This is a genomic window from Pseudomonas paeninsulae, assembly GCF_035621475.1.
Classification (GTDB): Bacteria; Pseudomonadota; Gammaproteobacteria; order Pseudomonadales; family Pseudomonadaceae; genus Aquipseudomonas; species Aquipseudomonas paeninsulae.
In genome coordinates, this window is sequence record NZ_CP141799.1 from 1091204 (window position 1) to 1116445 (window position 25242).

Sequence of the window (25242 nt, forward strand, 5' to 3'; positions counted from 1 at the left end):
GATTTTTCATGAGCAATCACGCCTTGCTGCTGGTCAACCTGGGTTCCCCGGCGTCGACCGAAGTGGCTGATGTACGGCGCTACCTCAATCAATTTCTGATGGACCCTTATGTGGTCGATCTACCCTGGCCGCTGCGCCGGCTGCTGGTCTCGCTGATTCTGATCAAACGACCTGCGGCCTCGGCCCATGCCTATGCGTCGATCTGGTGGGAGGACGGCTCGCCCCTGGTGGTGTTGAGCAAGCGCCTGCAGCAGGCGATGAAGGCGCAGTGGAGCCAGGGCCCGGTCGAGTTGGCGATGCGCTACGGCGAGCCGTCGATCGACACGGTGCTCCAGCGTCTGGCGGCGCAAGGCATCAAGCAGGTGACCTTGGCGCCGTTGTATCCGCAGTTTGCCGACAGCACCACCACCACGGTAATCGAGGAAGCCAAGCGGGTGGTGCGCGCGGGCAACCTGGACATGCACTTCGCCCTATTGGCGCCATTCTATGACCAGCCGGAATACCTCGAGGCCCTGGTCGACAGCGCCAGGCCTTACCTCGAGCAGGACTTCGATCACCTGTTGCTCAGTTTTCACGGTTTGCCGGAACGCCATCTGCGCAAGCTCGATCCTGGCAAGCACTGCCTCAAGGGTCCCGATTGCTGTGCTACGGCGCCGCCGCAAGTGCTTGCGACCTGCTACCGCGCGCAATGCATGCGCAGCGCCGCCGCCTTCGCCGAACGCATGGGCCTGCGCCCTGAACAGTGGTCGGTGTCCTTTCAGTCGCGCCTGGGCCGGGATAAGTGGATCGAGCCCTATACCGAGAGCCGTCTCGAGGAGTTGGCCGGGCAGGGGGTGAAGAAGCTGCTGGTGATGTGCCCGGCATTCGTTGCCGACTGCATCGAAACCCTGGAGGAAATCGGCGATCGCGGCCTCGCGCAATTCCAGGCCGCCGGTGGCGAAAGCCTGCAGCTGGTGCCCTGCCTCAACGATCACCCGAGCTGGGCGGTGGCGCTCAATACCCTCTGCGAGCGGGCGCCGTTGCTGCTGTGAGCGGCCATTAATCCTCTGCTCATGCCCAGGGCCGGTGCTACCTGGCCAGGATAAACCTTGGCGCGGTCCGGGATGGCGGCTACAGCGGATTGCGCCGCGCTTTGCTCGGGGTTGGCCGGCGGCACCAGGAGTGTCGGGGCGGTTATCAGTTCGAAGGGAGGCACTGCATTCGCCTGGTTGATAACGCCTGTTGGCGATACTTACTGCCGTGTAGATCGGCCTAAGCTGGCGGCACTTTCAACCGTCGCGCATCGCGTAAGCGGTGCCGAGGAGACCGCCAGTGCCTAACAACAATAACGGCTATCCCTCCAATTCCCGCGCCTGGGCCACTGTCGCCATTCTGATGGTGGCCTACGTGCTGTCGTTTATCGACCGGCAGATTCTCAACCTGCTGGTCGCGCCCATCCGCCGTGACCTGATGATCAGCGACACCCAGATGAGTCTGCTGATGGGCTTGTCCTTCGCCCTGTTCTACACCGTTTGTGGGATTCCCCTGGGGCGCTTGGCCGATACCAAGAGCCGGCGTGGGGTAATTGCCATCGGCATCCTGTTTTGGAGCGCGGCTACCGCCGCCTGCGGCCTGGCCAGGTTGTACTGGCAGTTCCTGATCTGTCGCATCGGTGTGGGCGTGGGTGAGGCGGCGCTGTCACCCGCGGCCTATTCGCTGATCGCCGACAGCTTTCCCGCTGAGCGCCGCGCCACCGCCATCAGCGTCTATTCGATGGGCGTCTACCTGGGCTCTGGCATGGCTTTTTTGCTCGGTGGCCTGGTCATCCAGTTTGCCTCGGCCCAGGGTGATGTGCTGCTGCCGGTAGTGGGCGAAGTGCGGCCCTGGCAGTTGATCTTCCTGCTGCTCGGCGCCGCCGGAGTGCTCTTCACCCTGCTCATGCTGGCGGTCAAGGAACCGGCCCGGCGCGGCGTCGGCGCCGGCGTCGCGGTGCCGCTGGCTGATGTCGGCCGCTATATCCGCGCCAACAAGCGCACCGTGCTCTGCCATAACTTCGGCTTTGCCGGATTGGCCTTCGCCGGCTACGGCAGCGCGGCCTGGATTCCGACCTTCTTCATTCGTACCTATGGCTGGGATGCCGGCCAGGTCGGCATCGTCTACGGCAGCATCGTCGCGGTATTCGGCTGCCTGGGCATCCTCTTCGGCGGGCGCCTGGCCGACTGGATGGCCAGGCGCGGCAGCAGCGACGCCAATATGCGCGTCGGCCTGTATGCCGCTATCGGCGCCGTGCCTTGTGTGTTGAGCTTTCCGTTGATGGACAGTGGGGTGTGGGCGGCGGTGCTGATGGCGCCGTCGGTATTCTGTCTGAGCATGCCGTTTGGCGTGGCACCGGCGGCGATCCAGGAAATCATGCCCAACTCGATGCGCGGCCAGGCTTCGGCGATCTACCTGTTCGTCATCACCTTGATCGGCCTGGGCATCGGTCCGACCGCCGTAGCGCTGGTGACCGACTATGTCTTCGCCGATGACATGGCGCTGCGTTACTCGCTGCTGATCGTCAGCAGCATGGCTGTGTGTAGCTCGGTCGTGCTGCTGAGCATGAGCCTCAAACCCTACCGGGACAGCGTGCTGCGCGTGCAGCAGTGGGCACTCCAGTCGGCCTGAGGCGGGTTGTTCAGCTGCGTTGACTGGGCGCGCGGCGCGGCCGCCGCGCGGCAATGGTGCGGGTGTTACCGCCGTCGCGGGGCCTTGTCGGGCTTAGGGCTGCTCTTCGTTGAGCGCCTTGCTGCGCCAGCCTTGGCCGCCCGGCAGCAGCAGGTTGAGCGCGATGGCGATGATGCCGCACAGCGAGATGCCCTTGAGGCTGACATCGCCGGCGCCGATGACCATGCCGCCGATGCCGAACACCAGGGTCACCGCGACTATCACCAGGTTGCGTGGCTCGGCCAGGTCGACCTGGTGACGGATCAGGGTATTCAGGCCGACCACCGCGATGGAACCGAACAGCAGGCAGAGGATGCCGCCCATCACCGGCACCGGAAGGCTTTGCAGCGCGGCGCCGAACTTACCGATAAAGGCCAGGGTCATGGCGATCAGCGCTGCCCAGAGCATTACCTTGGGGTTGAAGTTCTTGGTCAGCATCACCGCGCCTGTGACTTCCGAGTAGGTGGTGTTGGGCGGGCCGCCGAGCAAGCCGGCGGCCGAGGTGGCCAGGCCGTCGCCGAGCAGGGTGCGGTGCAGGCCGGGCTCTTTCAGGTAGTTCTTGCCGGTCACGGTGCCGATCGCCAGCACATCGCCGATATGCTCGATGGCCGGCGCAATGGCCACCGGCAGGATGAACAGGATCGCCCCCCAGTGCAGTTCGGGTGCGATAAAGTTCGGCACCGCCAGCCAGGGTGCGGCGGCCACCGGGCTGAAGTCGACCACGCCGAACAACCAGGCCAGCGTATAGCCGACGGCAATCCCGCAGAGAATCGGGATCAGGCGGAAGATCCCGCGGCCGACCACGGCGACGATCAGGGTGGTGAGCAACGCCGGCAGGGAAATCATCAGGGCGATGTCATAGGGCACCAGTTGCACGCTGGCATCACCGGCCTTGCCCATCGCCATGTTCGCCGCCACGGGCGCCAGGCCCAGGCCGATGGCCATGATCACCGGGCCGATTACCACCGGCGGCAGCAGGCGGTCGACAAAACCGGTGCCCTTGAGCTTCACCGCGCCGGCCAGCAGCATGTAGGCGACGCCGGCGGCGACCAGGCCGCCGAGGGTCGCCGGCAGGCCGAAATCGGCCTTGGCAGCGAGAATCGGCGCGATAAAGGCGAAGCTCGAGGCGAGAAACACCGGCACCTGGTTCTTGGTCACCAACTGGAAGATTAGGGTGCCAAGACCGGCGGTGAACAGCGCCACGTTGGGGTCCATGCCGGTGATCAGCGGCATCAGCACCAGCGCGCCGAAGGCCACGAAGAGCATCTGCGAACCGGCCAGGATCTGTCGCCAGGTGGCGTCCTGCATCTGCTCCTGCATGCTCAGGCGTCCTTCTGCTTGGTGCCGAAGATCTTGTCGCCGGCATCGCCCAGACCGGGAATGATGTAGCCGTGCTCGTTGAGGCGTTCGTCGATCGAGGCGGTGAAGATCATCACCTCGGGGTGGGCATCGGCCACCGCCTTGATGCCCTCGGGCGCGGCGACCAGCACCATGGCGCGGATTTCCTTGCAGCCGGCTTTCTTCAGCAGGTCGATGGTGGCCACCATGGAGCCGCCGGTGGCGAGCATCGGGTCGATGATCATCGCCATGCGCTCGTCGATTTCCGGCACCAGTTTTTCCAGGTAGGTGTGCGCCTGCAGGGTCTTCTCATTGCGCGCCACGCCCACGGCGCTGACCTTGGCCCCGGGAATCAGGCTGAGCACGCCGTCGAGCATGCCGATGCCGGCGCGCAGGATCGGCACCACGGTGATCTTCTTGCCGGCGATCTTCTCCACCTGCACGGTGCCAGCCCAACCCTGGATCTCGTAATTCTCCAGGAGCAGATCCTTGGTCGCCTCGTAGGTCAGCAGGGCGCCGACTTCCTGAGCCAGTTCGCGGAAATTCTTCGTGCTGATGTCGGCGCGACGCATCAGGCCGAGCTTGTGGCGAATCAGCGGGTGGCGGATCTCGAGGACGGGCATGGCAGGTTCTCCGGCGGGGCTGGCAAAAAAAAATTAGGCTAGATTAACATTGGCTTCGCGCTGCTGGCGCGCTGACGCAGGTGGCATGCAGGAATCTGATGGGTAATGTCGCCGATTTCGCGTATTTCCTGCGGATTATCGGCCAGGGCTTGCTCCACCCGTGGCAGGTGGTTACCTTTGCCGACTTTTATTTTGACGCATTGATCAGCTTTCGTGCTGTTTAAATGTTCGCTCACCCATAGAGGAAAGACCATGCCCGTCGATCTCGCGCACATCCGCCAAGTCATGCTGGAAGCCGATTGCCTGTACAGCGAAACCGAAGTGGAAGCGGCTATCGACCAGGTCGCCGCAGCGATCAATGGCGAGTTGGCCGAGCGCAATCCGGTGGTGTTCTGCGTGATGAATGGTGGCTTGATCTTCTCCGGCAAGTTGCTGCCCAAGCTCAACTTTCCGCTGGAGTTGTCCTACCTGCATGCCACCCGTTATCGCAATGAAACCAGTGGCGGCGAGCTGTTCTGGAAGGCTAAGCCGGAAATCTCCTTCATCGACCGCGATGTGCTGATCATCGACGACATCCTCGACGAAGGGCACACCCTGGGCGCGATCATCGACTTCTGCCGTCACGCCGGCGCCCGCGCGGTGCACACCGCGGTATTGATCGACAAGGAGCACGACCGCAAGGCGCGTCCCGACCTGAAGGCCGATTACGTAGGCCTGCCCTGTATCGACCGTTATCTCTTCGGCTACGGCATGGACTACAAGGGCTACTGGCGCAACGCCGCCGGGATCTATGCGGTCAAGGGCATGTAAGCCCATGGACGCACCTCGCTTTCTCGATCGCGCCCTGTTTACTGAGTTGGCCGGGAAGGCTGCGGCCAGCCCGCGCCAGCGTCAACACCATATTTTCCACCAGATGGAAGAGCCTTGCCACCGCATGGCCGTGGGCTTGCAGCCTGATACCTATATTCCGCCGCACCGTCATCTCTCGGCGGACAAAGCCGAAGCGCTGCTGGTGCTGCAAGGGCGTCTGGGTCTGCTGATTTTCAGCGACAGCGGCGAACTGCTGGACACGCGTGTGCTCGAGGCGGGCGGCGACTGTGTCGGCGTCGACCTGCCGCCCGGGGTGTTCCACGCGCTGGTGGTGCTGGCCGCCGACAGTATTCTATTCGAGTGCAAGGCCGGGCCCTACCAGCCGGTCGGTGAGGGCGAGCGCGCGCTCTGGGCGCCGAGCGAAGGCGACGCGGACGTCGCCGGCTATCTGGCCTGGATGCGTGGGCAGTTCGCCTGAGCACTGTTGTGCCGAATTCGTCATCCTGTCCGGGTAAACGAGTCAAGCCGGGTCAAGCGCTGAGGCGCCACTCTAACCACTGATTATTAGAGGACGCTGACCGTGATTCGATTGACCCTGGAACAAGCACGCGAACTGGCGCAGGACATCTTGCGCAGCAACGGCTTCAGTGAGGCGCATGTACAGGCGGTGACCGCTACGGTGCTGGCGGGAGAACGTGATGGCTGTGCATCCCATGGCCTGTATCGGCTGCTGGGCTGCGTCAGCTCGCTGAAGGCAGGCAAGGTCGTTGCAGACGCCGAACCGGAAGTTATCGATCAGGCTCCGGCGCTGGTTCGGGTGGATGCCAAAGGTGGCTTTTCTCAGCTGGCGTTTCAGGCCGGCTTGCCGGTACTGGTTGAAAAGGCCAGGCATTGCGCAATCGCCGCGCTGGCGATTAATCGCTGTGTGCACTTCTCGGCATTGTGGGTCGAGATCGAGGCGCTGACCGAGGCCGGTCTGGTGGCATTCGCCTTTACCCCAAGCCATGCCTGGGTGGCACCGGCAGGTGGCAGCAAGCCGGTGTTCGGCACCAACCCGATTGCCTTCGGTTGGCCACGTGCCGGGCACAACCCGTTTATTTTTGATTTCGCCACCAGTGCGATTGCCCGTGGTGAGATTGAGCTGCATCGGCGTGCGGGCAAGCCCATTCCGCTGGGCTGGGGGATTGACCAGCATGGTCAGCCGAGCACGGATGCCGAGGCGGTCATGAACGGCGCCATGCTGACCTTTGGTGGGCACAAAGGCTCAGCACTGGCGGCGATGGTGGAGCTGATTGCCGGCCCGCTGATTGGTGATCTGACCAGTGCGGAATCACTGGCTTATGACGCGGGCAGCAAGTCATCGCCCTATCACGGTGAACTGATCGTGGTGATTGATCCACGGCGCTTTCTCGGTGATGCCACCGATGAACATCTGGCTCGGGCCGAGGCGATGTTCGAGAATATCCAGGGCCAGGGCGCGCGCTTGCCGTCACAGCGCCGCTACGAGGCCCGAGCGCGCAGCGCCGAGCAGGGCGTGCAGATTCCCCAGGCCTTGTATGACGATCTCAAGGCGCTGATTGCCGGCTAGTTACGGCTGTTCGGCTGGATGAAGTCTGGGTAGGTTAGCGACGCATCGCGGGGTGAAGGTGCGTCTCGGCAACTGCGCGTCGGGTAACCCACCAGGCGGTATCGGCTGCTTGGGTGGGTTACTACGCAGCCAACTAATCGCCAACCGACAAGGACGTGGTTAGCGCCTAACCTGCGCGGCCCGACCCACCTTCCGCAAGCTAAAAAAGCCCCGACTCATTGAGCCGGGGCAAAGCATCCATCTATTTCCTAGCCGACACTTTTCAGGTCATGGATGGGCGCTGCATCAGGCCATCAACCAAGCGGGCAATTCCCAGTGGGTTGGCGTCTTGCAGCGCTTGCGGAAGCAATTGATCAGGACAGTTCTGGTAGCACACCGGCCGCAGGAAACGGTTGATGGCAAGGCTGCCCACCGAGGTGCCGCGTGAGTCCGAGGTGGCAGGGTAAGGGCCGCCATGCACCATCGCGTCACACACTTCCACACCCGTTGGGTAGCCGTTGAACAACACCCGGCCGACCTTCTGCTCAAGCACCGCCACTACGTCAGCGAGGGGCGCGAGGTCTTCATTCTCGGCGATCAGGGTGGCGGTCAGCTGTCCGTGTAAACCTTGCAGCGCTGCCAGCAGCTCGGTCTTGTCCGCCACTTCGACCACAATCGTGGTCGGGCCGAACACTTCTTCCTGGAGCAGTTCGTCCCCATTCAGCAGCAAGTTCACATCCGCTTGGAACAGTTGCGGCTGGGCTTGGCTTTCGGTTTGCCGGGTGCCGGCCAGATGTTCGATGCCAGGGTGCGCAAGGAGGCTGTCGAGACCGCGACGGTAACTGTCGAGGGTGCCGGCATTGAGCATGGTCTGCCCCGGTTGTGCGGCCATCTGGGCGCTGAATTCTTGCAGGAATGCGCTGAATTCAGCTGAGCGAATCGCGATGATCAGGCCCGGGTTGGTGCAGAACTGGCCACAGCCAAGGACCACGGACCCACTCAGTTCGCTGGCAATTTTGCTGCCGCGCTGTTGCAGAGCGGCCGGCAGCAGCAGCACCGGGTTGATGCTCGACATCTCGGCGAACACCGGGATCGGCTGTGGGCGAGCAGCGGCTATGTCGCACAGTGCCCGGCCGCCCTTGAGGGAACCGGTAAAGCCGACGGCTTGAATCAGTGGGTGCCTGACCAAGTCGGCACCGACACCATTGCCGTAGATCATGTTGAACACGCCAGCGGGCATGGCGGTTTTTTCGGCGGCGCGAATAATCGCATCGGCCACACATTCCGCTGTGGCCATGTGGCCGCTGTGCGCCTTGAATACCACCGGGCAGCCTGCCGCTAGCGCTGCGGCGGTGTCGCCACCAGCGGTGGAGAACGCCAGCGGAAAATTGCTGGCGCCAAACACTGCGACCGGGCCGACGCCAATGTTGTACTGACGCACATCCGGGCGCGGCAGCGGCTGGCGCTCGGGCAGGGCACCATCAATCCGTGCACCGTAGAAGTCGCCTCGGCGTAATACCTTGGCGAACAGGCGCATCTGCCCACTGGTGCGGCCACGTTCGCCTTGAATGCGTCCTGCAGGCAGGGCGGTTTCGCGGCACACCAGGGCAACGAAGTCCTCACCCAGGGCATCGATTTCGTCGGCGATGGCCTCGAGAAACTCGGCGTGGCGGCTGGCCGGCAGACTGCGCAACTGCGAGTAAGCGGCAGCGGCGGCCTTGGCGGCGGCATCCACTTCAGCAACTGTGGCCTGACTGAAGCGGTAGGGCAGGGCTTCGCCGGTAGTGGCATCGATGCTCTGCTGGGTTTCGCTGCCAGCGGCGCTACGGCGGCCGGCGATGTAGTTGTGACCGAGAATTTCCGCCATGCGGGGTCCTCCGTTGAAGGCCGCGCTCGTCGCCGAGCGTGGCGCTGTTGGCTGGGGGGCAGAGGCCTACAGGCCGACATCCGGCAGAGCGGGGCGGTTGGCCATGGCCTTGGCCATGATCGTCTCGACGTGGGCGCGGTCCTCGCCTTGCAGGGCCAGGCGTGGCGGGCGGGTCAGGGCGTTGCCGCGCCCGGCGATTTCCTCGCACAGCTTGATGCACTGCACCAGGTCCGGGCGGGCGTCGAGGTGGAGGATCGGCATCAGCCATTCGTAGATCGGCATGGCTTCGTCGAAGCGGCCGGCCTTGCACAGGCGGAAGATGGTTTCGCCTTCCTTGGGAAACACGTTGGACATGCCGGAGATCCAGCCCTCGGCGCCGACCGCGATGCTTTCCAGGACCACGTCATCGAGGCCGGCGAACAGGATGAAGCGATCGCCCACCTGGTTGCGCACGTCGACGAAGCGACGGGTGTCGCCGGAGCTGTCCTTGAAGCACACCACGTTCTCGATGTCGGCCAGGGAGATGAGGATCTCCGGGGTGACGTCGTTTTTGTAGATCGGCGGGTTGTTGTAGACCATCACCGGCAGGTCGGTGCCCGTGGCGACGCTACGAAAGTGCGCGGCGGTCTCGTGTGGCTTGGAGGAGTAGACCAGCGCGGGCATCACCATGATGCCGTCGACGCCGACCCGCTCAACCGCCTTGGCCACCTTGGCGGCGCCGGCGCTGGTGAACTCGGCGATGCCGCAGATCACCGGCACGCGGCCAGCGGAAGCGTCCTTGGCCACTTCGGTGACGGCCATCTTCTCCTCGATGGTCAGCGAGGTGTTTTCGCCGACGCTGCCGCAGACCACCAGGCCGGATACGCCGTCGCGCACCAGGTTGGAGATCACCTTGTGGGTCTGCTCCAGGTTTACCGAGAAGTCAGGGTTGAATTGAGTGGTGACTGCAGGGAATACCCCGCTCCAGTTGACGCGCTTGCTCATGGTTGTGTCTCCGCTTGTGATTAGTGTATTTCGTATACGATATCTTTTGTGCGGAAAAATACCAGACAAACTTGCTCGGTGGCGCGGGTATTTTCCGGTGTACTGCGCGTGTGTCGCTGCAGCCCATGCCCGCCGACAGTGCGGCGGGCGCTGGCGCTTAGGTTGAAGTCTCGACCGGCCAGGTATCGGACAGTCGGTAGCCTTGCGGCCAGGGATCGCGCGGGTCGAGCAGGTGCTGGTGAGTGCCGGTGATCCAGGCCCGGCCGGACAGGCAGGGAATGATCGCCGGGCGCCCGGCCACCTCGCAGAGGCTATCGATATGGCAGTGGAACTCGGAACCGATGATCGAACGGCCGATAAAGCGCTCGCCGACCTGCAACTGGCCCTTGGCGTGCAGCACCGCCATGCGTGCCGAGCAGCCGGTGCCGGTGGGCGAACGGTCGACCTTGCCGGGGCGGATCACCACCGCGTTAGCCGCGTTGGCGATGCCGTTCTCGCGGGTCACGGGGGCGGCCAGCTGACAGAAGGAGATGTGCGCCCAGTCCGGGTTCAGCGGGTGGACGAAGCCCAGCTGCTGATTGGCCGCACGGGTGATTTTCAGCCCGCAGGCGGCTAGGTCGGCGGCTTCGTCGGCGCTGAGGGCAAAGCCCAGGGCGTGGGCGTCGGCGATCACGAAGCTGTCGCCGCCATAGGCGGTGTCCACCTGCAGCGAGCCGAGGCCTTCCACCTCGATCCAGGCATCCAACTGGTCGGCGAAGGAGGGCAGGTTACGTACCTCGACGCGCTCGACCTTGCCATCGCGACATTGCGCGACGGCTTCGATCAGGCCGCCGGGGGCTTCCAGCACCAGGCGGGTTTCTGGCTCGCTCATCGGCAGGATGCCGGTTTCCAATAGCACGGTGGCCACGCACAACGAGTTGGAGCCGGACATTGGCGGGGTGTCGGCCGGCTCCATGATGATCCAGGCCATCTGCGCCCGTGGATCCTTGGCTGGCAGCAGCAGATTGACGTGGCGAAATACCCCGCCGCGTGGCTCGTTGAGCATGAAGTTGCGCAAGGTCTGGTCTTCGGCGATCCAGCGTGATTGCGCCCAGACCGTGTCGCCGGGCGGTGGGGCCACGCCACCGACTATCACATCGCCGACCTCGCCCTCGGCGTGACAGCTGACCACATGGATAACCTTCGAAGAACGCATGGCAGACTCCTAGAGCACGGACTTGAGGAAGTCGGCGGTTTCCGCACGCTGCGGGTTGCCGAGCACTTGCTCGGGTGTGCCGATTTCATGCACCAGACCATCACGGAAGAACGCCACGCGGTCGGACACTTCGCGGGCGAAACTGATCTCGTGGGTTACCAGGACCATGGTCATGCCGTCTTCGGCGAGCAGGCGCATGGTGTCCAGCACCTCGCCGACCAGCTGCGGGTCGAGCGCCGAGGTGGCCTCATCGAACAGCATGTAATCCGGTGACATGGCCAGGGCGCGGGCGATGGCCATGCGTTGCTGCTGACCGCCGGAGAGCTTGCCCGGGAACACCTTGAGCTTGTCAGCGAGGCCAACATGGGTGAGTTGCTTGACCGCTATGTCTTCTGCCTCGGCGCGGCTTTGGCCACGCACTTTGCGCGGCGCCAGCATGACGTTTTCCAGTACGGTCAGGTGCGGGAAGGCGTTCCACTGCTGGAATACGATGCCGATCTTCTGGCGTAGCTGGTTGAGGTCGGTGGCTTTGTCATGCACCTCGACACCGTCGACCCGAATGCTGCCCCGGTGAATCGATTCAAGGCCATTGATGCACATCAGCAGGGTCGACTTACCCGAGCCCGAGCCACCGATGATCGACACCACTTCGCCTTTTTCGACGGTCAGGCTGACACCCTTGATCACATCCAGGTCGCCGAAGGATTTGTGTACGCTTTCGATCTCAATCATTTTCCTGCCACCTTTTCTCCAGTTGATTACCCAAGCGGGCCACAACCAGGCTGATGAAGTAGTAGATAAGCCCTGCGATGCACAGGACCAGCAGCGGTTCTTGGATGCGTGTGACGATGGTTTGTGAGGAACGCAGCAGTTCGATGATGCCAATCCACATGACCAAGGCGGTGTCTTTCATCACCGACAGGGTCAGGTTCAGCCAGCCCGGAAACGCCACGCGGGTGGCCATCGGCATGACGATGTAGCGCAGGTCTTGCCAATAGCTCAACCCCAGCGAGCGGCTGGCGCGGCGGACATTGGGCGAGACCGCGAGGACACCGCTGCGCACGACTTCCGTGCAATAGGCCGTGGCGTATACGCCGAGCACTACGCAGGCAACGGTGAACGCACTCCAGTCGAGGCCGACGATGCTTTTCAGCGAGTTGAACAGCACGAACTGGATCAGCAGCGGCACACTGCGGAAGATATCCAGCACCCAGGCCATCGGCAGGGTTGCACGCGGCAACGTGGCGCGCAGCAGGCCACAGATAACCCCGCCGAATGTGCCCAGCAGCATCGACCAGAGGGTAAGCAGAATAGTGGTCCAGGCACCCTGGAGCATGAACAGCAGATCGGTTGAGGTGAGGCTGGTAGTCAACATGGCCATTGCCCTCTTAGTAGCGGAACAGGCGCCAGCCGAGTAGGCGGGCGACCATTACGATGGCTTTGGCAATCAGGTAATAAAGCACTGCCGCGAGCGCGAAATACTCAAAGGTGCGGAAGGTCTTTACGTTGTAGTCCTGGGTCACCCCGGTGAGGTCGTTGTTGAGGCCGACGATGACCCCCAGCGAGGTCATCAGCACGGCCCAGACCATCTGATTGGTCAGGGGGTAGAACACAATGCGCAGTAGCTGCGGGACGATGATCAACCGGTAGGCTTTGAATGCGCTCATGCCCAGTGAACGGGCCGCGCGCATCTGGGTATCGGGAACGGCCTTGAGCCCGCCACGAAAATTCTCTGCCAGGTAGCCGGCGTTGTTGAACGTGATCCCGGCCAGCAGTGCGGCCCATGAGCTGATGTGCAGGCCGAACGAGCCGAGGCCGAAGTACAACAGGTAGATCTGAAACAACGATGGGGTGTTCCGGGCAACCGAGACCCAGGCCCCGGAAACACCCCGCGCCAGCGGGTTCTGGCTCTGCCGCATGACGGTTAACAGCAGCGCGATCAGCACGCCAAAGACCATCGATAACGCGGCCGTCTCAAAGGTTACCCAAGCACCGCCGAGCATGTCAGGAAGTGCTTTTAAAGCCGAGCGCCAGTGAAAGTTATAGTCAAACATCGCTCAATTTTTCCCTTGGCTGATGGGCCTGGCTCAACCAGGCGGGAAGTTCGCCGCTGACAAATCCTCGACAGGCCGCTTCGACGCAGGCCGCCAGGCTGCCGAAATGCACTGTGCGCCCGACCAGGCCTGGGGCGTAGTGGGCGTATTTGCCTGAGTTGGTCATCAGGCTGGTGGTGCTGACCGGGAGCACCGGCTCGCCGAGCATGCACCAGCAGGTATCGGTCACCAGTTGTGCGCCAAACACATCGAGCGTCGCCAGGTAGCCAGCCGCGCTGGCTTGTTGCTGCACATGCCGTCCGCAGGTGATCACCAGGGCGACGTCGGGGTGTTTGCTGCGGCCCTCACACAATGCGGCCAAGGCGGCGAACTCGCTCAAAGAGAAGTGCGGATTGCCTAGGGCTACCAGGCCCAGCTGCGGAGACGGCGCACTGTTGAGTTCGTTCCAACTATCGAGCAAGCCGGCTGCGCTGACTGTTGCAATGTGCTGGGGCGGGAGGCCGGCCAGCGCCTGCTCTATGCTGGCGGCTTCTGGGGTAACCCCGGCGATGTGGAACATCGGGGCGCCGGAGGTGGTCGCAAACGCGGCGCCAAAGGCCTTTAAGTCGTCCCGCGTAGGCGCCGCGTTCTGCAGCCCGTTGAGCACGGGGATCTGGCTGCCCGACAACGCGCCGACGTGATAACCGAGCAGTGGATAGAACGCATCATCGAGTGGGCCGAGCGGCGCTACGTCAATTAGCAAAGTGGCCAAGCGCCCGGCATCCAGATGACAGCCGGTGAGTGGTGCGCGACCGGTCAGGGCGATGCAGATATCCAGATAGTCCGGGTATTTCTGCGTCCGGGCGCCGAGTACGCTGTTGGCATACACCACGGCGTTGGATTCAGCCCAGACCACTTGTTCATTGGCCTGCGGCGCGCTGTCGAGCAGGTACGGTGCGCAGGTGTAACTCAGTTGCGCACCCATTGCCATATACGCCTCACCGAGCTGGCTGGCGGGTTCGCCGAATGCCGGATCGATGCCTTGCTGGCGCCAGAGACGCTGGTCGACCGAGATCGAGTTGAGCGTGGTCGGGACTTTGACGGCGGCCCCCCAGGAAAGCAATTGTTCGGCAAAGCGCAGGCTGGCCGGACCGGTATAGATGCAGCCATCGATGTGCGCCTGGCTGATATCGATCAATTCGTCGGCGCCCTGTAGCTCGGCCATTTGCAAGACGATCTGCATGGCGACCTGGGCGGCCTTGCCGTGTTTGCCCGTGAGCAAGTCGCGGTCACTGTCGTTCAGGGCAATTGGGCCAGTGGCCCACTGTGTGGCGCGGGTATCTGGCGTGGTCGCTTGCCAGTTATCCGCAGGGCTCTGGCTGAAGGCGCTAACCCGATCATCTGCAACGCGGACAAATGCGCAGTCATGCAGCCGGGAAAAGGCTTCAGGGCCGATGCAGACGACCGGCAGGCCACAGTCAAACAAGGTCTGGGCGATCAGCACGCCCAGGCTGAGAATTTCTTCGGGGTGCGCCACGACCAGTGCGGCCGGTGCATGACCGTTGAGAATCAGTTCCAGGAGTACGCTGCTGCCGGTGCAGGAGCCGCGGCCACTGGGGATGGCCAGCACACGTCCCGCAATTACCTGGCCGCTGAGTGGATGGTGGCGATCGATCACCTCGCCGCTAAAGGGATCGACGCCGCCCCAGAAGCTCAAGCCGACGTCGGCATAGAGCAATTCGCCTTGTGCATTGCCTGCAACCAGGCTGCGTGCCGTTACTGCGAATTCAGGCATGTGTAACTCCCGCACGGCCGGGTTGGCGACCGTGCGTTAACCAGTGGATGGATGTGTGGCGCGCGGGGCTAGCAGGCCGTTGAAAAACTACTGCGCTCGGCTATGCGGCGTTGAAAGCGGCCCGGGACGCGGCGTCTCAAAATGCTCATTTACACCACGTAAACTGCGCTTTTGATTCGCTACGCTCACCCTGCGGGCCAGCCTCCGGCCGTTACTCCGCTTCGCTGTGTTGCGGCCGTTTTCGCCTTGCCTAGCCTTCGCTCGCTACATTTTTCAACGACCTGTTAGTAGTAAACGCCTGGAACCGTCAGCTCCACCGGAGCGCCGCCGATCCACTTCTGGTACAGCTCGGCATAGCGGCCTGAACGGACCTGTTGATTGACGAAGAGGTTGAGGTAGTTGATCAGACCGTACTCGTTGCGCTTGGCCGCCAGGGACACGTAGTCGATGGTGTAGGGCGCATTGCCGGCCACTTTGAGGCCTTTGTATTTGCCTGACTTGAGGGTCGAGGCCGCCACTGTGTTGGTCACGACAGAGGCATCGATGTGACCCTGAGTAACGGCGAGGATGGTGTCGTTCTGGCTTTGGTAAGCGCGGAAGCTGGCGTCATTGCCCCAGCTTTTGACGTCTTTTTCCAGCGCGATAGCCTCGAAGGTGCCACTGGTGTTACCCACTGGGCGACCCTTGAGGTCTGCGTATTTCTCAATGCCACTGTCTTCTCGGGTCAGTACGACCATCTGGAAGGCAAAGTAGGGCACGGTCATCGCCACAGTTTTTGCGCGTTCTAGGGTGTCGGAGGTTGAGGCGACGATAACGTCGGCCCGGCCTGAGATCAGCGCGGGAATCCGGTCCGGGAACGGTGTTTCGACCACTTCAGGGGTTACCCCAAGGACTTTCGCCAGGTCAGCGCAATAGTCGACGTCAAAACCGGCGGGGTTGTTACCTTCATCGCGAAAGCCCATGGGTGGGAAGTCCAGGGTCACGGCGCAGCGCAGTTTGCCCGATTGGATGATGTCGTCGAGTTTGTCGGCCTGGGCTTGGCCAATCAGGGACGCGCTAAGAGCAACGGTGAGGGCTACGGCAGTTGTTGGATTTTTCATAGGGGCCTCGTGGAGTGGTGGGGTCGAGCAATTAAAGGGTGCTGTGTCTTTCGTATCAATGATTTCGTATACGATATTTTATATGCATTGGCTGTGCCAAGAGCCGATCGGGTGCGGGTGGGCAGGTAATAAACGGCGCTGTCGGGCCGCGCGAGCCGCTGAGGGCGGGCACAGGGCGTATTCGTGAGGTTTTCTTGCTGAGCCGCGCCGCCCAGCCCGCAGACAGCCCGCGCTGGGACGGGGTGTCACCTAAGGGAGCAGCGCGCCCCAGGGATGTGCGTTTAGGCTACGAATCGAGGTAACAGCCTGGGCAAGTCATTGAAACATGTAGCGAGCGAAGGCTAGGGCCGTACCCGTTCCCTAGGGGTACGGCATTTCCCACATCCCTGTGGGGCACAAGGCGAAACGGCCGCAACGCTGCGCTTTGGTGAGGCTGATTGACTCGCTTCGCTCTGTTGCAACGCCGCATAGCCGAGCGCAGTAGTTGTTCTGCTGCTTGCTAAGCGGCGCGCAGACGCTCGCGGTACTGACTGGGAGACAGCCCGGTGAGGGCCTTGAACTGACGGCTGAAGGCGCTGTGATCGGTGTAGCCGCAGCGCAGGGCGATGTCGGTGATCGGCAGGTGATCGGCCAGCAACTGCGAGGCCGCGCCCAGGCGCGCCTTGTGGATCATCTGCCGTGGGGTGAGCTGGAAGATGCGTTTGCAGTGGCGCTCCAGCTGGGCGACGGACAGGCCGGTGATGGCGGTGAGGTCTTTGAGGCTGATGGGCTGGGCGAAGTGCTGGCGGATATGCGCGTCGACGGCGGCCAGTTGCTGATAGGCCGGGTGGCTGGCTTGCGGGGCCTGCAGGTCGTAGGAGATGCCGGCCATGCCGATGATCATGCCATGCAGGTCACGCAGCGCCAGCTTATGGGTCAGGCACCAACCCGGCTGACGGCCGGGGTACAGGTGTAACTCCAATTGGTCGCTGAGCTGCCCGCCGCCCTCCAGTACCCGACGATCCTGCTCGGTGTAGAGCGGGCCGAAGCGTGAGGGAAACACCTGCTCGGCGGTCTGGCCCAGCAACTCATGGTGGTTGTTTACCGCACAGCGCTGGCTCAGGGTCTGGTTGACCAGCACATAGCGGGCGGCGGTGTCCTTGATGAAGAACACCACGCCGGGCATGGCATCCAGCAGGGGCGTGATCTGTTGCAGGCTGCCCAGCAGCTCGGGCAGATCGCGCGGGGTGGGCAGCGGCAGGGGCAGCATGCAAGGAATCCAGGCGAGACGGGAAGCCCTCTACTCTAAGTCGGTCTGCACGGCGCTGGGAAGCGTCGCGACTTTGCCTGGAGTGGGGGTCGGCGCCGGTTCGGATTCGTCGGCCAGGTGCAGCAGGGTCTCACAGCGCGCTGGGGAGAACGGCGGGCGCGGCGCCGGGGCCGGCCAGTCGAACAAGAATTGCGTCGCGCCGCCACAGATCCGCCCCTGGCAGGCACCCATGCCGCAACGGCTGCGCAATTTGGCGTCGACCCAGTCGTCGCGCCCGGCGAGTGCGGCATAGGGCACATCCTCGCAGCGGCAGACCAGGGTGTCCGGCGCAGCCAGTTGCTTGAGTCGCGGATCGAGGACGAAGCTGCGCCCGAGACGGTCGGCGAAGGCTTGCCAATGCTGGCGCTGTGGCCACAGCGCGCGGGCTTTGGCCTGTTCGCCGATGGCGCTGTGACCGGCGATGGCGCCTTCGATCAGGGCCAGTTCGCTGCCGCCGAAGCCGGTGCATTCACCCGCCGCGTAGTGATCGCTGAGGCTGCAGGCTTGCCATTGATCGACGGCGATGGCCTGCCCGGCGATGCGGCAGCCCAGGGCCTGGCCCAACTGGATGTTGGGCAGCAAACCGAAACCACAGGCCAGGCGCTCGCAGGGGATCTCCAGCACTTTACCGTTCTGCAGCAGGCGCACAGCTCCCAGACGTTCCTCGCCGAGCGCGGCCAGTACATGGCTGTTGCTGCGGTAGCGGGCATCGAACAACTGCAAGGCCTGCAGCAGCTTGCTCGGCCATTGCCCCAGGCTCAGGGCGAACCCGGCCAAGGCAATCGCGGGCGCCTGTTCGGCGATGCGCAGCACTTGTGCGCCGGCCTGCTTGGCACTGGCGGCGCTGGCCAGCAACAGTGGGCCGCTGCCGGCGATCACCAGCCGCTCACCGGCCACCGGTACGCCACCTTTGATCAGCGCCTGCAGGCCGCCGGCGCCAGTGACGCCGGGCAAGGTCCAGCCGGGGAAGGGCAGCAGCAACTCACGCGCGCCGGTGCAGAGCATCAACTTGGCGTAGCGCACGCGCCAGGCGCGTTCGGCATCTTCCAGGAGCAACTGCTGCGGCCCGGCGATGGCGACCACCCGGGTCGAACTGAACACTTGGATATTGCGCGCCGCCGCCAGTGCCGCGCGATGGCGTCGGGCATTGGCGGGCAGCTGGGCCTGCACGCCGTCGCGCCAGATCTGCCCGCCGGGGAGTGGGTTGTCGTCGATGACGCCAATGCGCAGGCCACTGGGGGCTGCAGCCAGGGCGGCGGCCATGCCGGCGGGCCCGGCGCCGATGATCAGCAGGTCGAAATCTTCGCTCATGCGTGGGTCTCCACGCACATGCCGGGTTGGCACAGGGTTTGGCAGGCCAGGCGGCGCTGGCCGTCGATGCTGACCCGGCACTCCTGGCAGATGCCCATGCCGCATACAGGGGCGCGGCGCTGACCGCCGACCGAGGTGCGGCTGCTGCCGTCGCCACCCAGATAGAGGGCGGCGGCTACTGTGCTGCCCTCTTCGACACGCAGCGGAAGGCCATCGAGGCTGAGTTCGATCATGCACTGTGCTCCATGGGCCGGGGCGCCGGCAGAAAGCGTCTCGGTAGATAAGGGGTAGGGTCGATGGCCGCGGGTTCCTTGAACAGTTGCGCGGCGAGCAATTGGGCGCTGCCCGGCGCCGTGGTGACGCCCAGCCCTTCGTGGCCGACCGCTAGCCACAGACCGGGCTGCTGCGGATGCTCGCCGAGCAGTGGCAGGCCGTCCGGGGTGGCGGCGCGAAAACCGGTCCAGCTGCGGATGGCATTCAGCTCGGCCAGCCCCGGCAGGTAATCCAGGGCGCGGCGCAACATGCGCGCCAGTACCGGGCCTTCCACGGCCGGGTCGAGGCTGTCGAACTGGCGCGACGAGCCGAGGAAGATCTGTCCGGTCGGCCGTGGCTGCGCATTGAAGGCCACCGAAGTGCCTGTGCTGGCGTGGGCGCTGGCGGCGTAGCCGAGTTCGACCAGTTGATGCTGGATGCGTCCGGGGTAGCGGTCGGTGATCAGCAGATGACCCTTCTTCGGCCGGATCGGCAACTCGGGGCACAGCTCGGTGGCGTGGATGCCGTTGGCCAGCACCACGGCCTCGGCCGTGAGCCAGCGGCCATCGACCAGGCGCACGCGGTTGCCGTCGACCTCGCTGACCTGCTCCTGGCGTCGGGTGATGCGTACGCCGCCCTGTTGCAGCAGCCAGTGCGCGGCATTCGGCGCGTAGAGGATGCTGTCGCCGCCGACTTTCAGCGCGCCGAGTAGACCCTTGCGCAGCATCGGCTCGGCTTGGCGCAGGGCGTTTGCATCGAGCATCTGGCAGGTGATGCCCTGGGCGCTGAGGGTTTCCCGTTTGTGTTCGGCGGCCTGCAACTCCTCGCGGTTGGCGGCCAGCCACAGGGTGCCGCAATTGCGGTAGGCGCAGCCCGCATCGAGTTGCGGCGCCCACTGCCGCCACAGCTCGATGGAGTAGCGGCTCAGAGCCAGTTCCGCCGGGTTGTCGTCCATCGCCACCAGATGGCCCATGCCGACCGCCGTGGCGCCGCCGCGCTGGCTGTCCAGCACCAGTACGTCGAGGCCGCGGCGGGCGAACTCATGGGCGCAGGCGCTGCCGACTATGCCGGCACCGACGACGATGATGTCGGCATTCATGGACGAATGCCCCAGGCGAAGGGATCGTCGTCCTCCAGCAGCAGGGTGGCCTCGGCGCTGAGGTGGGCGCGACCGCGAATGGTCGGGACGATGCGCCCGTCTGCCTGCCACTCATAGCTGGCCTCGAACTGGCTGCCGATCACGCTGGCCTGGCGCCACAACTGACCGGGCTGCAGTTTGTCGTCGGCGGCCAGGCAGGCCAGCTTGGCGCTGGTGCCGGTGCCGCAGGGCGAACGGTCATAGGCCTTGCCCGGACACAGCACGAAGTTGCGGCTGTCGGCTCGCAGTGAAGCTGCTGCGCTCGATGATGCTGCGTTAAGAGCAGGCTCAAAATGCTCATTTACGCCTTGTAAACTGCGCTTTTTCGCCTGCTCTTGCCTTGCCTCCTCTTCGCTCGCGACGCTTGGCTGCGAGCCGATCGGCGTTTCGGGATCGGCAAACAGCTCGATGTGGTCGATCTCGCCGCCATCCTCGCCGCGGATACCGTGTTGCCCCAGCGCCTGACGCACGGCCCAGCAATAGGCGGTCAGCGTTTCGAGGTTATCGCCAGCAATGCGCTGGCCGTGTTCGCCAATCAGGAAGAACCAATTGCCGCCCCAGGCGATATCGCCGCTGACCCGGCCCAGGCCGGGCACTTCCAAGGTGACCGCCTGACGGTAGCGGTAGGCGGGCACGTTGCGCACGCTGACCGAACGATCCTCATGCAGGGTGGCCTCGACCGTGCCGACCGGGGTTTCGATGCGGTGCAGGCCGGGCTGGATGCGGCCGAGGTGAGCGAGGGAAATTATCAGGCCGATGGTGCCGTGGCCGCACATGCCCAGATAGCCGCTGTTGTTGAAGAAGATCACCCCGGCACTGGCGCTGGGGTCCACTGGCGCGCACAGCAGCGCGCCGACCAGTACGTCGCTGCCGCGCGGTTCGAGCATGCTGGCGGCGCGCCAGTCGTCGAAGCGTTCGGCCAGTAGCTGGCGGCGCTCGCTCATGCTGCCGTGGCCCAGGTCCGGAAAACCGTCGATCACCAGGCGGGTCGGTTCACCGCCGGTGTGTGAGTCGATGACGCGGATGCGTTGCATGGCTGCCTCCTGCACTGGAAAGGTCAGTGCAAGAGTGGCCGTTCAGGGCGCTGGCGGCTTGAGGGATTTCCTGGAGGGAGATGACGAAAACGGCATAGTGGTGGCGGAGCGGGAGGGGCTGATAAGGCAGACTGGGCGGGCTTTCTGCTGGCAAAGCATGGGGTGGTTGGCAGGTGAAAGGCAGGTAACGGCCAAAAGCAGCCCCTTATCCTTAATCAGTCCAAAGCCGCTACATACCCCGCCGCTCCATTGCTCGTTGGCGAGCAACTGGGATGTCGCGCTCACTTGCCTTAATCATGCCGACTCTTGATTAGGCTGTGTCAAAAGACTGCATGGGATAACCTTGCACCACGAATCAACCATGAAGCTGCGAACTGAACGATGGGTTTTGAACAACTAGCTGAGCTACGCGACCGCCTGCGGGCCGAAAAAGTGCAGGTAAAAACTGATAGTACGAAGCAGCGTATGCGGAAGCCTTCTCCGCAGACGAAGCCTCGCGAGCAAGATCCTGCGGTGGAAGCGATCTGGCGATTGCAGAAGCACTTTCCATTGGCCTTCCCGGTCAATCCGGCCCCCAAGGTTCCGCTAAAGGAGGGCATTTTCAAGGATGCCGAGCAACACCTGGAGCTGCTCGGAATATCCAGCGAACAGCTCAAACAGGGCATCGCTACCTGGTGCCGAGGAAGTCGATACTGGGCAAGCATGACGGAGAATGCGCCGCGCTTGGACTTGAGCGGCCAGGCAGTTGGCATGGTGACGGCGGCTCAGACGCTGCATGCGAAGCAGCAGGCTAAGCGGCAGCGCGGACAAGCACGACGTAATCAGACAAAGCCGAAAGAGCGTATACAGGACAAGGCCGTCGATACCGCTGTGGAACATATTGTGGATTAAAATCACTCGCGCTCGGCACCGAGTCGCCCAATCACTGACAAGGTGCGCGAGGCGATGGTGAGGCGGTTCGAAGAGCAGCAAGTGGCCGGTACCACCTGTCAGATGTGCCCGCTGCCGGCCAATAGCTGACGTTTAACCGTTCTAAAGTCGCTGCCTTCTTAACGTAATAGTTGTGGGTATACGGTCAAAATCGTGACTGTCATGCGGATTGGGCGAGTGATGGTCGTTCGATTTTTCCAGGCATTAATCTTCCCCAAAAAAAGACATTAACTTCCCCAAAGACAGCATGCAAGCCAACAAATTTGAGGGATTACACAGAAATACTGTGTGGAGGATACTGCGGACACACAAACGAAATGCGGATGTCTGGAGCCGGAAAATGGATAGGTCTAACTTGACTAGGCACGGAATGGTTCGAGCACAGCAGCGAGCCATACCACACCAGATCATTGAGTGGCTGCAAGCTTATGGTGCAGAAGAGTATGACCATCATGGCGGCTGCATTCGCTACTTCGATCATTCCGCTCGCCGCCGCCTCGCTAAAGAAGTGGGCCCGCAAGTCGTGAGCGACCTAGGCGCTCTACTGAACACCTACGCTGTACTAAGTTTAGATGGCGAAGTGATCACGCTCGGGCATCGGCAGAAGCGAATTAAACACCACTAAGGAGGTTCTGGCGGATATGGATACTAAAGAACGTAGGGCTGAAATTGTAGTCACGAATGTTCTTGATCGCATTCAAGCAGAAAACAGAGCCTGGCAGGCAGACGGCAAGGATGCATGGTCCGCTTTGCGCAGTTTAGGAAGCGGAAACCTGCCGCGTGGTGATGAGTTAGTCATCGCTCGGAATCTGCATAGTGAATATCCAACATTGAAGAAGGCTCTGAAAGCCCAAGCAACTAGTTTGGGGAAATTCTGTACTGATTGTGGGCTCGGAGGTGAGGGGGGCTACACAAAGGAGCTTCATCGGATGATGTTGCCACCAGCGACCTCCCCTGAAAAAGTACGTTTACGTCTAAATGCGAATAAATACCGGGCGGTTGCAGGAGCTGAGTGCAACACGGTTATTGAATTGAAGCGGGCGCATCATGTTGCATCGTCATCGCTTTTTCCATCATCTCTGACATCACCTCAATTGGGCACTTCCAGTTGAAGCGCTTACGTGGACGAATGTTCAACTCATAAGCGATGGCATCCAGCTGTTCCTGGCTACATACAGACAAGTCCGTGCCCTTGGGCAGATACTGGCGAATCAGGCCATTGATGTTCTCGTTGCTGCCGCGCTGCCAGGGGCTGTGCGGGTCGCAGAAGTAGATTGCCACCCCTGTTTTCTGGGTGATCTCAGCATGCCGGGTCATTTCCCTGCCCTGGTCGTAGGTCATGCTCTTGCGCACAGCCAGCGGCATCCGGTTGAGGGCCGCACTGAAACCCTCAACCGCCGAAGTTGCCGTTGCATCGTTCATCTTGATCAGCATCAGGTAATTGCTACTGCGCTCGTTCAGCGTGCCCACAGCAGAGGCGTTGGCCTTGCCTTTGATCAGATCACCTTCCCAGTGCCCCGGCATCAAGCGGTCTTCAATCTCTGGCGGACGCAGATGGATGCTCACCATCTCCGGGATCTGGTTGCGCCGATCAACGCCCCCTGCACGCGGCCTACGCGTACTCTTGCCCTGGCGCAGGCACTGGATCAGCTCCTTGCGCAGCTCGCCCACAGGCAGGGCATAGACCGCGCTGTAGATCGTCTCGCGGCAAACGTAAGCATCTTCAAAACTGGGAATATCCATGCTGCGCAGCTTGCCGGCAATCTGTTCGGGAGAGAAGTTTTTTCGCAGCAACTCCACCACCAACTCAAGCAGTTCGCTGCCCGGCACTAGCTTCTTTTGCGGGCGACACGCCTCTCGACGTTGACGCATATGCCCCTGGGCCGTAGGTGCGTGATAGATGCCGTTGGAGCCGGTGTTACGTCGCAGTTCACGACTGATCGTGGAGCGGTTGCGACCAAGTGCTTGGGCAATTGCTTGCTGGCTCATGCCATGCAACCGACCCACTTGAATCGTGGCGCGCTCTTCAATGCTGAGTTCGTGATATTCCATTGGGCCGCACCTTACCGGAAAGGTCAGGTGTTGCACTCAGTTTCCGCGGCCGCCCCGTAATCTACTTCAAGGCATCGCTAGCGTTTATGGTGTCAGTGTATCCACTTTGGCAAATCGTCTAATGGTCGGAATGTCCTTGCATCCAGCAAATGCAGACGTTCGCAATGATGTATGGCAGGTTCAGGCCACCCTACAGGGTATTGTTGATCGAGTAGATAATGAGTTTGGATTATTTGCCTTATTCAAAGAAACGGCTGAACTTAAAGCCAAACATGCCGAATCAGGGGGGGCATGCAGGTGGCCGCATTGGGATGTTGAGACCCGATATCACAACTATTTTCCAAGCGATTACAGTCCATACGGTACAGATTCTATGGAGGCGGGGAATCACTTGAGGGAGATGTATCCTGAGATTGATATACCTATTAGACCTCTTAAAGTTTATTCAGATGAAGAACCTATTGCGTTTGAAAATGCCGCAAGAAGCGCTGAGTTGGCATCTGCAATGGATACATCACGCGCCTACTGGGAGATACCCGTTACTAGCAAAATGAAGCCGGTAGACATTTGGATGGGTGGATGGTTTGTTTGCGGATGCTCGGTGGATGATAGTTTTTTTCATATTCCACATACTTATATTGGCTGTGGATATGCATTTTATGAAACAGAAATCGACATTAAGCGCAGCGCACAAGATATTGAAGATTTGGCTCGAAAGTCATTGGAACGGCATAAAAATAGCGGCCCTATACCGGATGCTGGGTGGGATACATGGGATGAGTGCGCGCAAAAGCCTATAGGTCCACTTTCATCCCATCCATTCGTGTATGGGGGTGTGGCCGAAAGTTATGCTTGGATCATCATTTACCCATCTCCTGACAATACAAAATTGATGCCTATGCTTCTGGTTCCAGGTGAAGAATGTGGTCCAATATTAATACCGCTTGATACGGTCGCGCTTAGCTGGCTTAGAAGAATATATTGGATAGGTGAAAATGGTCAGATTTCAAATTTCTTCGAGCGTATAAAAACACTTATTGGTTTCAGATCGGGTGAGTCAGAGTCGATTTTTGATGGCCTTCGATTAACTGCCCCGTGGTTCAAAAAAAATCCGTTCATGAAAATGAAAGAGGCGGCCGAGCAGGATAGTGACGATATGCGGGCATATTGCCTCAGGATGGCAATTAAATAAACTATGGCTGTGCCTTAGTTGCAGTATGGCCCTGTATAAATCGTGTAGTGA

At 61.9% G+C, this 25242-nt stretch carries 24 protein-coding genes and 1 pseudogene; 9 read left to right on the forward strand and 16 right to left on the reverse strand.

The annotated features are described in order from the left end of the window. Nucleotides 1-8 precede the first annotated feature (8 nt). Together hemH and VCJ09_RS04985 are read left to right on the forward strand one after the other, a co-directional pair. Nucleotides 9-1031 carry a ferrochelatase gene (gene hemH / locus VCJ09_RS04980; RefSeq protein ID WP_324733378.1) on the forward strand — a complete coding sequence of 341 codons (1023 nt, stop codon included), beginning with the start codon at nt 9-11 and terminating at the stop codon, nt 1029-1031. A gap of 280 nt (nt 1032-1311) precedes the next feature. Beyond that, nucleotides 1312-2643, forward strand: a complete 1332-nt coding sequence (locus VCJ09_RS04985) for a spinster family MFS transporter (RefSeq protein ID WP_324733379.1) — start codon at nt 1312-1314, stop codon at nt 2641-2643. 93 nt (nt 2644-2736) lie between these two features. Here VCJ09_RS04985 and VCJ09_RS04990 read toward each other — a convergent pair whose 3' ends face one another. Together VCJ09_RS04990 and upp are read right to left on the reverse strand one after the other, a co-directional pair. Continuing rightward, nucleotides 2737-4002, reverse strand: a complete 1266-nt coding sequence (locus tag VCJ09_RS04990) for a uracil-xanthine permease family protein (RefSeq protein WP_324733380.1) — start codon at nt 4000-4002, stop codon at nt 2737-2739. A gap of 2 nt (nt 4003-4004) precedes the next feature. Then, the gene (gene upp, locus VCJ09_RS04995; RefSeq protein ID WP_079200859.1) at nt 4005-4643 is read right to left on the reverse strand and encodes a uracil phosphoribosyltransferase; all 639 of its coding nucleotides are present in this window, start codon (nt 4641-4643) and stop codon (nt 4005-4007) included. Nucleotides 4644-4741: 98 nt separating this feature from the next. Between upp and VCJ09_RS05000 the strand changes: the two genes are divergently transcribed. The 4 genes from VCJ09_RS05000 (at nt 4742) to VCJ09_RS05015 (ending at nt 7041) form a co-directional block, all read left to right on the forward strand. Next, on the forward strand, nt 4742-4867 hold the full coding sequence (locus tag VCJ09_RS05000; protein WP_324733381.1) for a hypothetical protein: 126 nt from the start codon (nt 4742-4744) through the stop codon (nt 4865-4867). 28 nt (nt 4868-4895) lie between these two features. Then, entirely contained in the window at nt 4896-5453 is a 558-nt protein-coding gene (locus VCJ09_RS05005; protein WP_079200860.1) for a hypoxanthine-guanine phosphoribosyltransferase, read from the forward strand. 4 nt (nt 5454-5457) lie between these two features. After that, complete coding sequence (locus VCJ09_RS05010; RefSeq protein WP_324733382.1) at nt 5458-5931, forward strand: WbuC family cupin fold metalloprotein; 474 nt, start codon at nt 5458-5460, stop codon at nt 5929-5931. 102 nt (nt 5932-6033) lie between these two features. After that, the gene (locus VCJ09_RS05015) at nt 6034-7041 is read left to right on the forward strand and encodes an Ldh family oxidoreductase (RefSeq protein ID WP_324733383.1); all 1008 of its coding nucleotides are present in this window, start codon (nt 6034-6036) and stop codon (nt 7039-7041) included. 262 nt (nt 7042-7303) lie between these two features. Here VCJ09_RS05015 and VCJ09_RS05020 read toward each other — a convergent pair whose 3' ends face one another. The 13 genes and pseudogenes from VCJ09_RS05020 to VCJ09_RS05080 form a co-directional block, all read right to left on the reverse strand. Next, nucleotides 7304-8887, reverse strand: a complete 1584-nt coding sequence (locus VCJ09_RS05020) for an aldehyde dehydrogenase (NADP(+)) (protein WP_324733384.1) — start codon at nt 8885-8887, stop codon at nt 7304-7306. A gap of 66 nt (nt 8888-8953) precedes the next feature. Then, nucleotides 8954-9871 carry a dihydrodipicolinate synthase family protein gene (locus VCJ09_RS05025; protein WP_079200864.1) on the reverse strand — a complete coding sequence of 306 codons (918 nt, stop codon included), beginning with the start codon at nt 9869-9871 and terminating at the stop codon, nt 8954-8956. A gap of 157 nt (nt 9872-10028) precedes the next feature. Further along, the gene (locus VCJ09_RS05030; protein WP_324733385.1) at nt 10029-11066 is read right to left on the reverse strand and encodes a trans-3-hydroxy-L-proline dehydratase; all 1038 of its coding nucleotides are present in this window, start codon (nt 11064-11066) and stop codon (nt 10029-10031) included. A 9-nt stretch (nt 11067-11075) separates the two neighbouring features. Then, nucleotides 11076-11798, reverse strand: a complete 723-nt coding sequence (locus VCJ09_RS05035) for an amino acid ABC transporter ATP-binding protein (protein WP_324733386.1) — start codon at nt 11796-11798, stop codon at nt 11076-11078. Continuing rightward, nucleotides 11791-12441 (reverse strand): amino acid ABC transporter permease, encoded by a 651-nt coding sequence (locus VCJ09_RS05040; RefSeq protein WP_324733387.1) that lies wholly within the window; start codon nt 12439-12441, stop codon nt 11791-11793. The genes VCJ09_RS05035 and VCJ09_RS05040 overlap by 8 nt, the downstream gene beginning before the upstream one ends. Before the next feature lie 13 nt (nt 12442-12454). Further along, complete coding sequence (locus tag VCJ09_RS05045) at nt 12455-13120, reverse strand: amino acid ABC transporter permease (RefSeq protein ID WP_079200867.1); 666 nt, start codon at nt 13118-13120, stop codon at nt 12455-12457. After that, the gene (lhpI, locus tag VCJ09_RS05050) at nt 13113-14894 is read right to left on the reverse strand and encodes a cis-3-hydroxy-L-proline dehydratase (RefSeq protein ID WP_324733388.1); all 1782 of its coding nucleotides are present in this window, start codon (nt 14892-14894) and stop codon (nt 13113-13115) included. Before lhpI ends, VCJ09_RS05045 begins: the two co-directional genes overlap by 8 nt. 284 nt (nt 14895-15178) lie before the next feature. Continuing rightward, complete coding sequence (locus VCJ09_RS05055) at nt 15179-15994, reverse strand: ABC transporter substrate-binding protein (RefSeq protein WP_324733389.1); 816 nt, start codon at nt 15992-15994, stop codon at nt 15179-15181. A 499-nt stretch (nt 15995-16493) separates the two neighbouring features. Then, nucleotides 16494-17243 (reverse strand): AraC family transcriptional regulator, encoded by a 750-nt coding sequence (locus VCJ09_RS05060; RefSeq protein WP_324733390.1) that lies wholly within the window; start codon nt 17241-17243, stop codon nt 16494-16496. 123 nt (nt 17244-17366) lie between these two features. After that, a pseudogene (locus VCJ09_RS05065) lies at nt 17367-18593 on the reverse strand (FAD-dependent oxidoreductase); the annotation flags it as partial. After that, complete coding sequence (locus tag VCJ09_RS05070) at nt 18590-18826, reverse strand: (2Fe-2S)-binding protein (protein WP_324733391.1); 237 nt, start codon at nt 18824-18826, stop codon at nt 18590-18592. The gene VCJ09_RS05070 and the pseudogene VCJ09_RS05065, both read right to left, overlap by 4 nt. Continuing rightward, entirely contained in the window at nt 18823-19944 is a 1122-nt protein-coding gene (locus tag VCJ09_RS05075; protein WP_324733392.1) for an NAD(P)/FAD-dependent oxidoreductase, read from the reverse strand. The genes VCJ09_RS05070 and VCJ09_RS05075 overlap by 4 nt, the downstream gene beginning before the upstream one ends. Further along, nucleotides 19941-21017, reverse strand: a complete 1077-nt coding sequence (locus VCJ09_RS05080; RefSeq protein ID WP_324733393.1) for a proline racemase family protein — start codon at nt 21015-21017, stop codon at nt 19941-19943. The genes VCJ09_RS05075 and VCJ09_RS05080 overlap by 4 nt, the downstream gene beginning before the upstream one ends. A gap of 381 nt (nt 21018-21398) precedes the next feature. On the opposite strand from VCJ09_RS05080, the gene VCJ09_RS05085 reads away from it, so the two are divergent. Further along, on the forward strand, nt 21399-21908 hold the full coding sequence (locus VCJ09_RS05085) for a ProQ/FinO family protein (protein ID WP_324733394.1): 510 nt from the start codon (nt 21399-21401) through the stop codon (nt 21906-21908). Between the two features lie 680 nt (nt 21909-22588). After that, a complete protein-coding gene (locus VCJ09_RS05090) occupies nt 22589-23059 on the forward strand; it encodes a hypothetical protein (protein WP_324733395.1) in 471 nt (156 codons plus the stop codon). Here VCJ09_RS05090 and VCJ09_RS05095 read toward each other — a convergent pair. Beyond that, nucleotides 22971-23999: an IS30 family transposase gene (locus VCJ09_RS05095; RefSeq protein WP_324730628.1), complete on the reverse strand. Its 1029-nt coding sequence runs from the start codon at nt 23997-23999 to the stop codon at nt 22971-22973. The two genes, VCJ09_RS05090 and VCJ09_RS05095, sit on opposite strands and share 89 nt — an antisense overlap. Nucleotides 24000-24135: 136 nt before the next feature. On the opposite strand from VCJ09_RS05095, the gene VCJ09_RS05100 reads away from it, so the two are divergent. Further along, a complete protein-coding gene (locus VCJ09_RS05100; protein WP_324733396.1) occupies nt 24136-25191 on the forward strand; it encodes a hypothetical protein in 1056 nt (351 codons plus the stop codon). The last annotated feature ends 51 nt before the right edge of the window (nt 25192-25242 follow it).

Excerpts from the sequence above, each read along its gene's own strand:
- hemH (WP_324733378.1), top strand. The coding sequence starts at position 9 with ATGAGCAATCACGCCTTGCTGCTGGTCAACCTGGGTTCCCCGGCGTCG.
- VCJ09_RS04990 (WP_324733380.1), bottom strand. The coding sequence starts at position 4,002 with ATGCAGGAGCAGATGCAGGACGCCACCTGGCGACAGATCCTGGCCGGT.
- upp (WP_079200859.1), bottom strand. The coding sequence starts at position 4,643 with ATGCCCGTCCTCGAGATCCGCCACCCGCTGATTCGCCACAAGCTCGGC.
- VCJ09_RS05000 (WP_324733381.1), top strand. The coding sequence starts at position 4,742 with ATGGGTAATGTCGCCGATTTCGCGTATTTCCTGCGGATTATCGGCCAG.
- VCJ09_RS05005 (WP_079200860.1), top strand. The coding sequence starts at position 4,896 with ATGCCCGTCGATCTCGCGCACATCCGCCAAGTCATGCTGGAAGCCGAT.
- VCJ09_RS05010 (WP_324733382.1), top strand. The coding sequence starts at position 5,458 with ATGGACGCACCTCGCTTTCTCGATCGCGCCCTGTTTACTGAGTTGGCC.
- VCJ09_RS05020 (WP_324733384.1), bottom strand. The coding sequence starts at position 8,887 with ATGGCGGAAATTCTCGGTCACAACTACATCGCCGGCCGCCGTAGCGCC.
- VCJ09_RS05025 (WP_079200864.1), bottom strand. The coding sequence starts at position 9,871 with ATGAGCAAGCGCGTCAACTGGAGCGGGGTATTCCCTGCAGTCACCACT.
- VCJ09_RS05030 (WP_324733385.1), bottom strand. The coding sequence starts at position 11,066 with ATGCGTTCTTCGAAGGTTATCCATGTGGTCAGCTGTCACGCCGAGGGC.
- VCJ09_RS05035 (WP_324733386.1), bottom strand. The coding sequence starts at position 11,798 with ATGATTGAGATCGAAAGCGTACACAAATCCTTCGGCGACCTGGATGTG.
- VCJ09_RS05040 (WP_324733387.1), bottom strand. The coding sequence starts at position 12,441 with ATGTTGACTACCAGCCTCACCTCAACCGATCTGCTGTTCATGCTCCAG.
- VCJ09_RS05045 (WP_079200867.1), bottom strand. The coding sequence starts at position 13,120 with ATGTTTGACTATAACTTTCACTGGCGCTCGGCTTTAAAAGCACTTCCT.
- lhpI (WP_324733388.1), bottom strand. The coding sequence starts at position 14,894 with ATGCCTGAATTCGCAGTAACGGCACGCAGCCTGGTTGCAGGCAATGCA.
- VCJ09_RS05055 (WP_324733389.1), bottom strand. The coding sequence starts at position 15,994 with ATGAAAAATCCAACAACTGCCGTAGCCCTCACCGTTGCTCTTAGCGCG.
- VCJ09_RS05060 (WP_324733390.1), bottom strand. The coding sequence starts at position 17,243 with ATGCTGCCCCTGCCGCTGCCCACCCCGCGCGATCTGCCCGAGCTGCTG.
- VCJ09_RS05070 (WP_324733391.1), bottom strand. The coding sequence starts at position 18,826 with ATGATCGAACTCAGCCTCGATGGCCTTCCGCTGCGTGTCGAAGAGGGC.
- VCJ09_RS05075 (WP_324733392.1), bottom strand. The coding sequence starts at position 19,944 with ATGAATGCCGACATCATCGTCGTCGGTGCCGGCATAGTCGGCAGCGCC.
- VCJ09_RS05080 (WP_324733393.1), bottom strand. The coding sequence starts at position 21,017 with ATGCAACGCATCCGCGTCATCGACTCACACACCGGCGGTGAACCGACC.
- VCJ09_RS05085 (WP_324733394.1), top strand. The coding sequence starts at position 21,399 with ATGGGTTTTGAACAACTAGCTGAGCTACGCGACCGCCTGCGGGCCGAA.
- VCJ09_RS05090 (WP_324733395.1), top strand. The coding sequence starts at position 22,589 with ATGGATACTAAAGAACGTAGGGCTGAAATTGTAGTCACGAATGTTCTT.
- VCJ09_RS05095 (WP_324730628.1), bottom strand. The coding sequence starts at position 23,999 with ATGGAATATCACGAACTCAGCATTGAAGAGCGCGCCACGATTCAAGTG.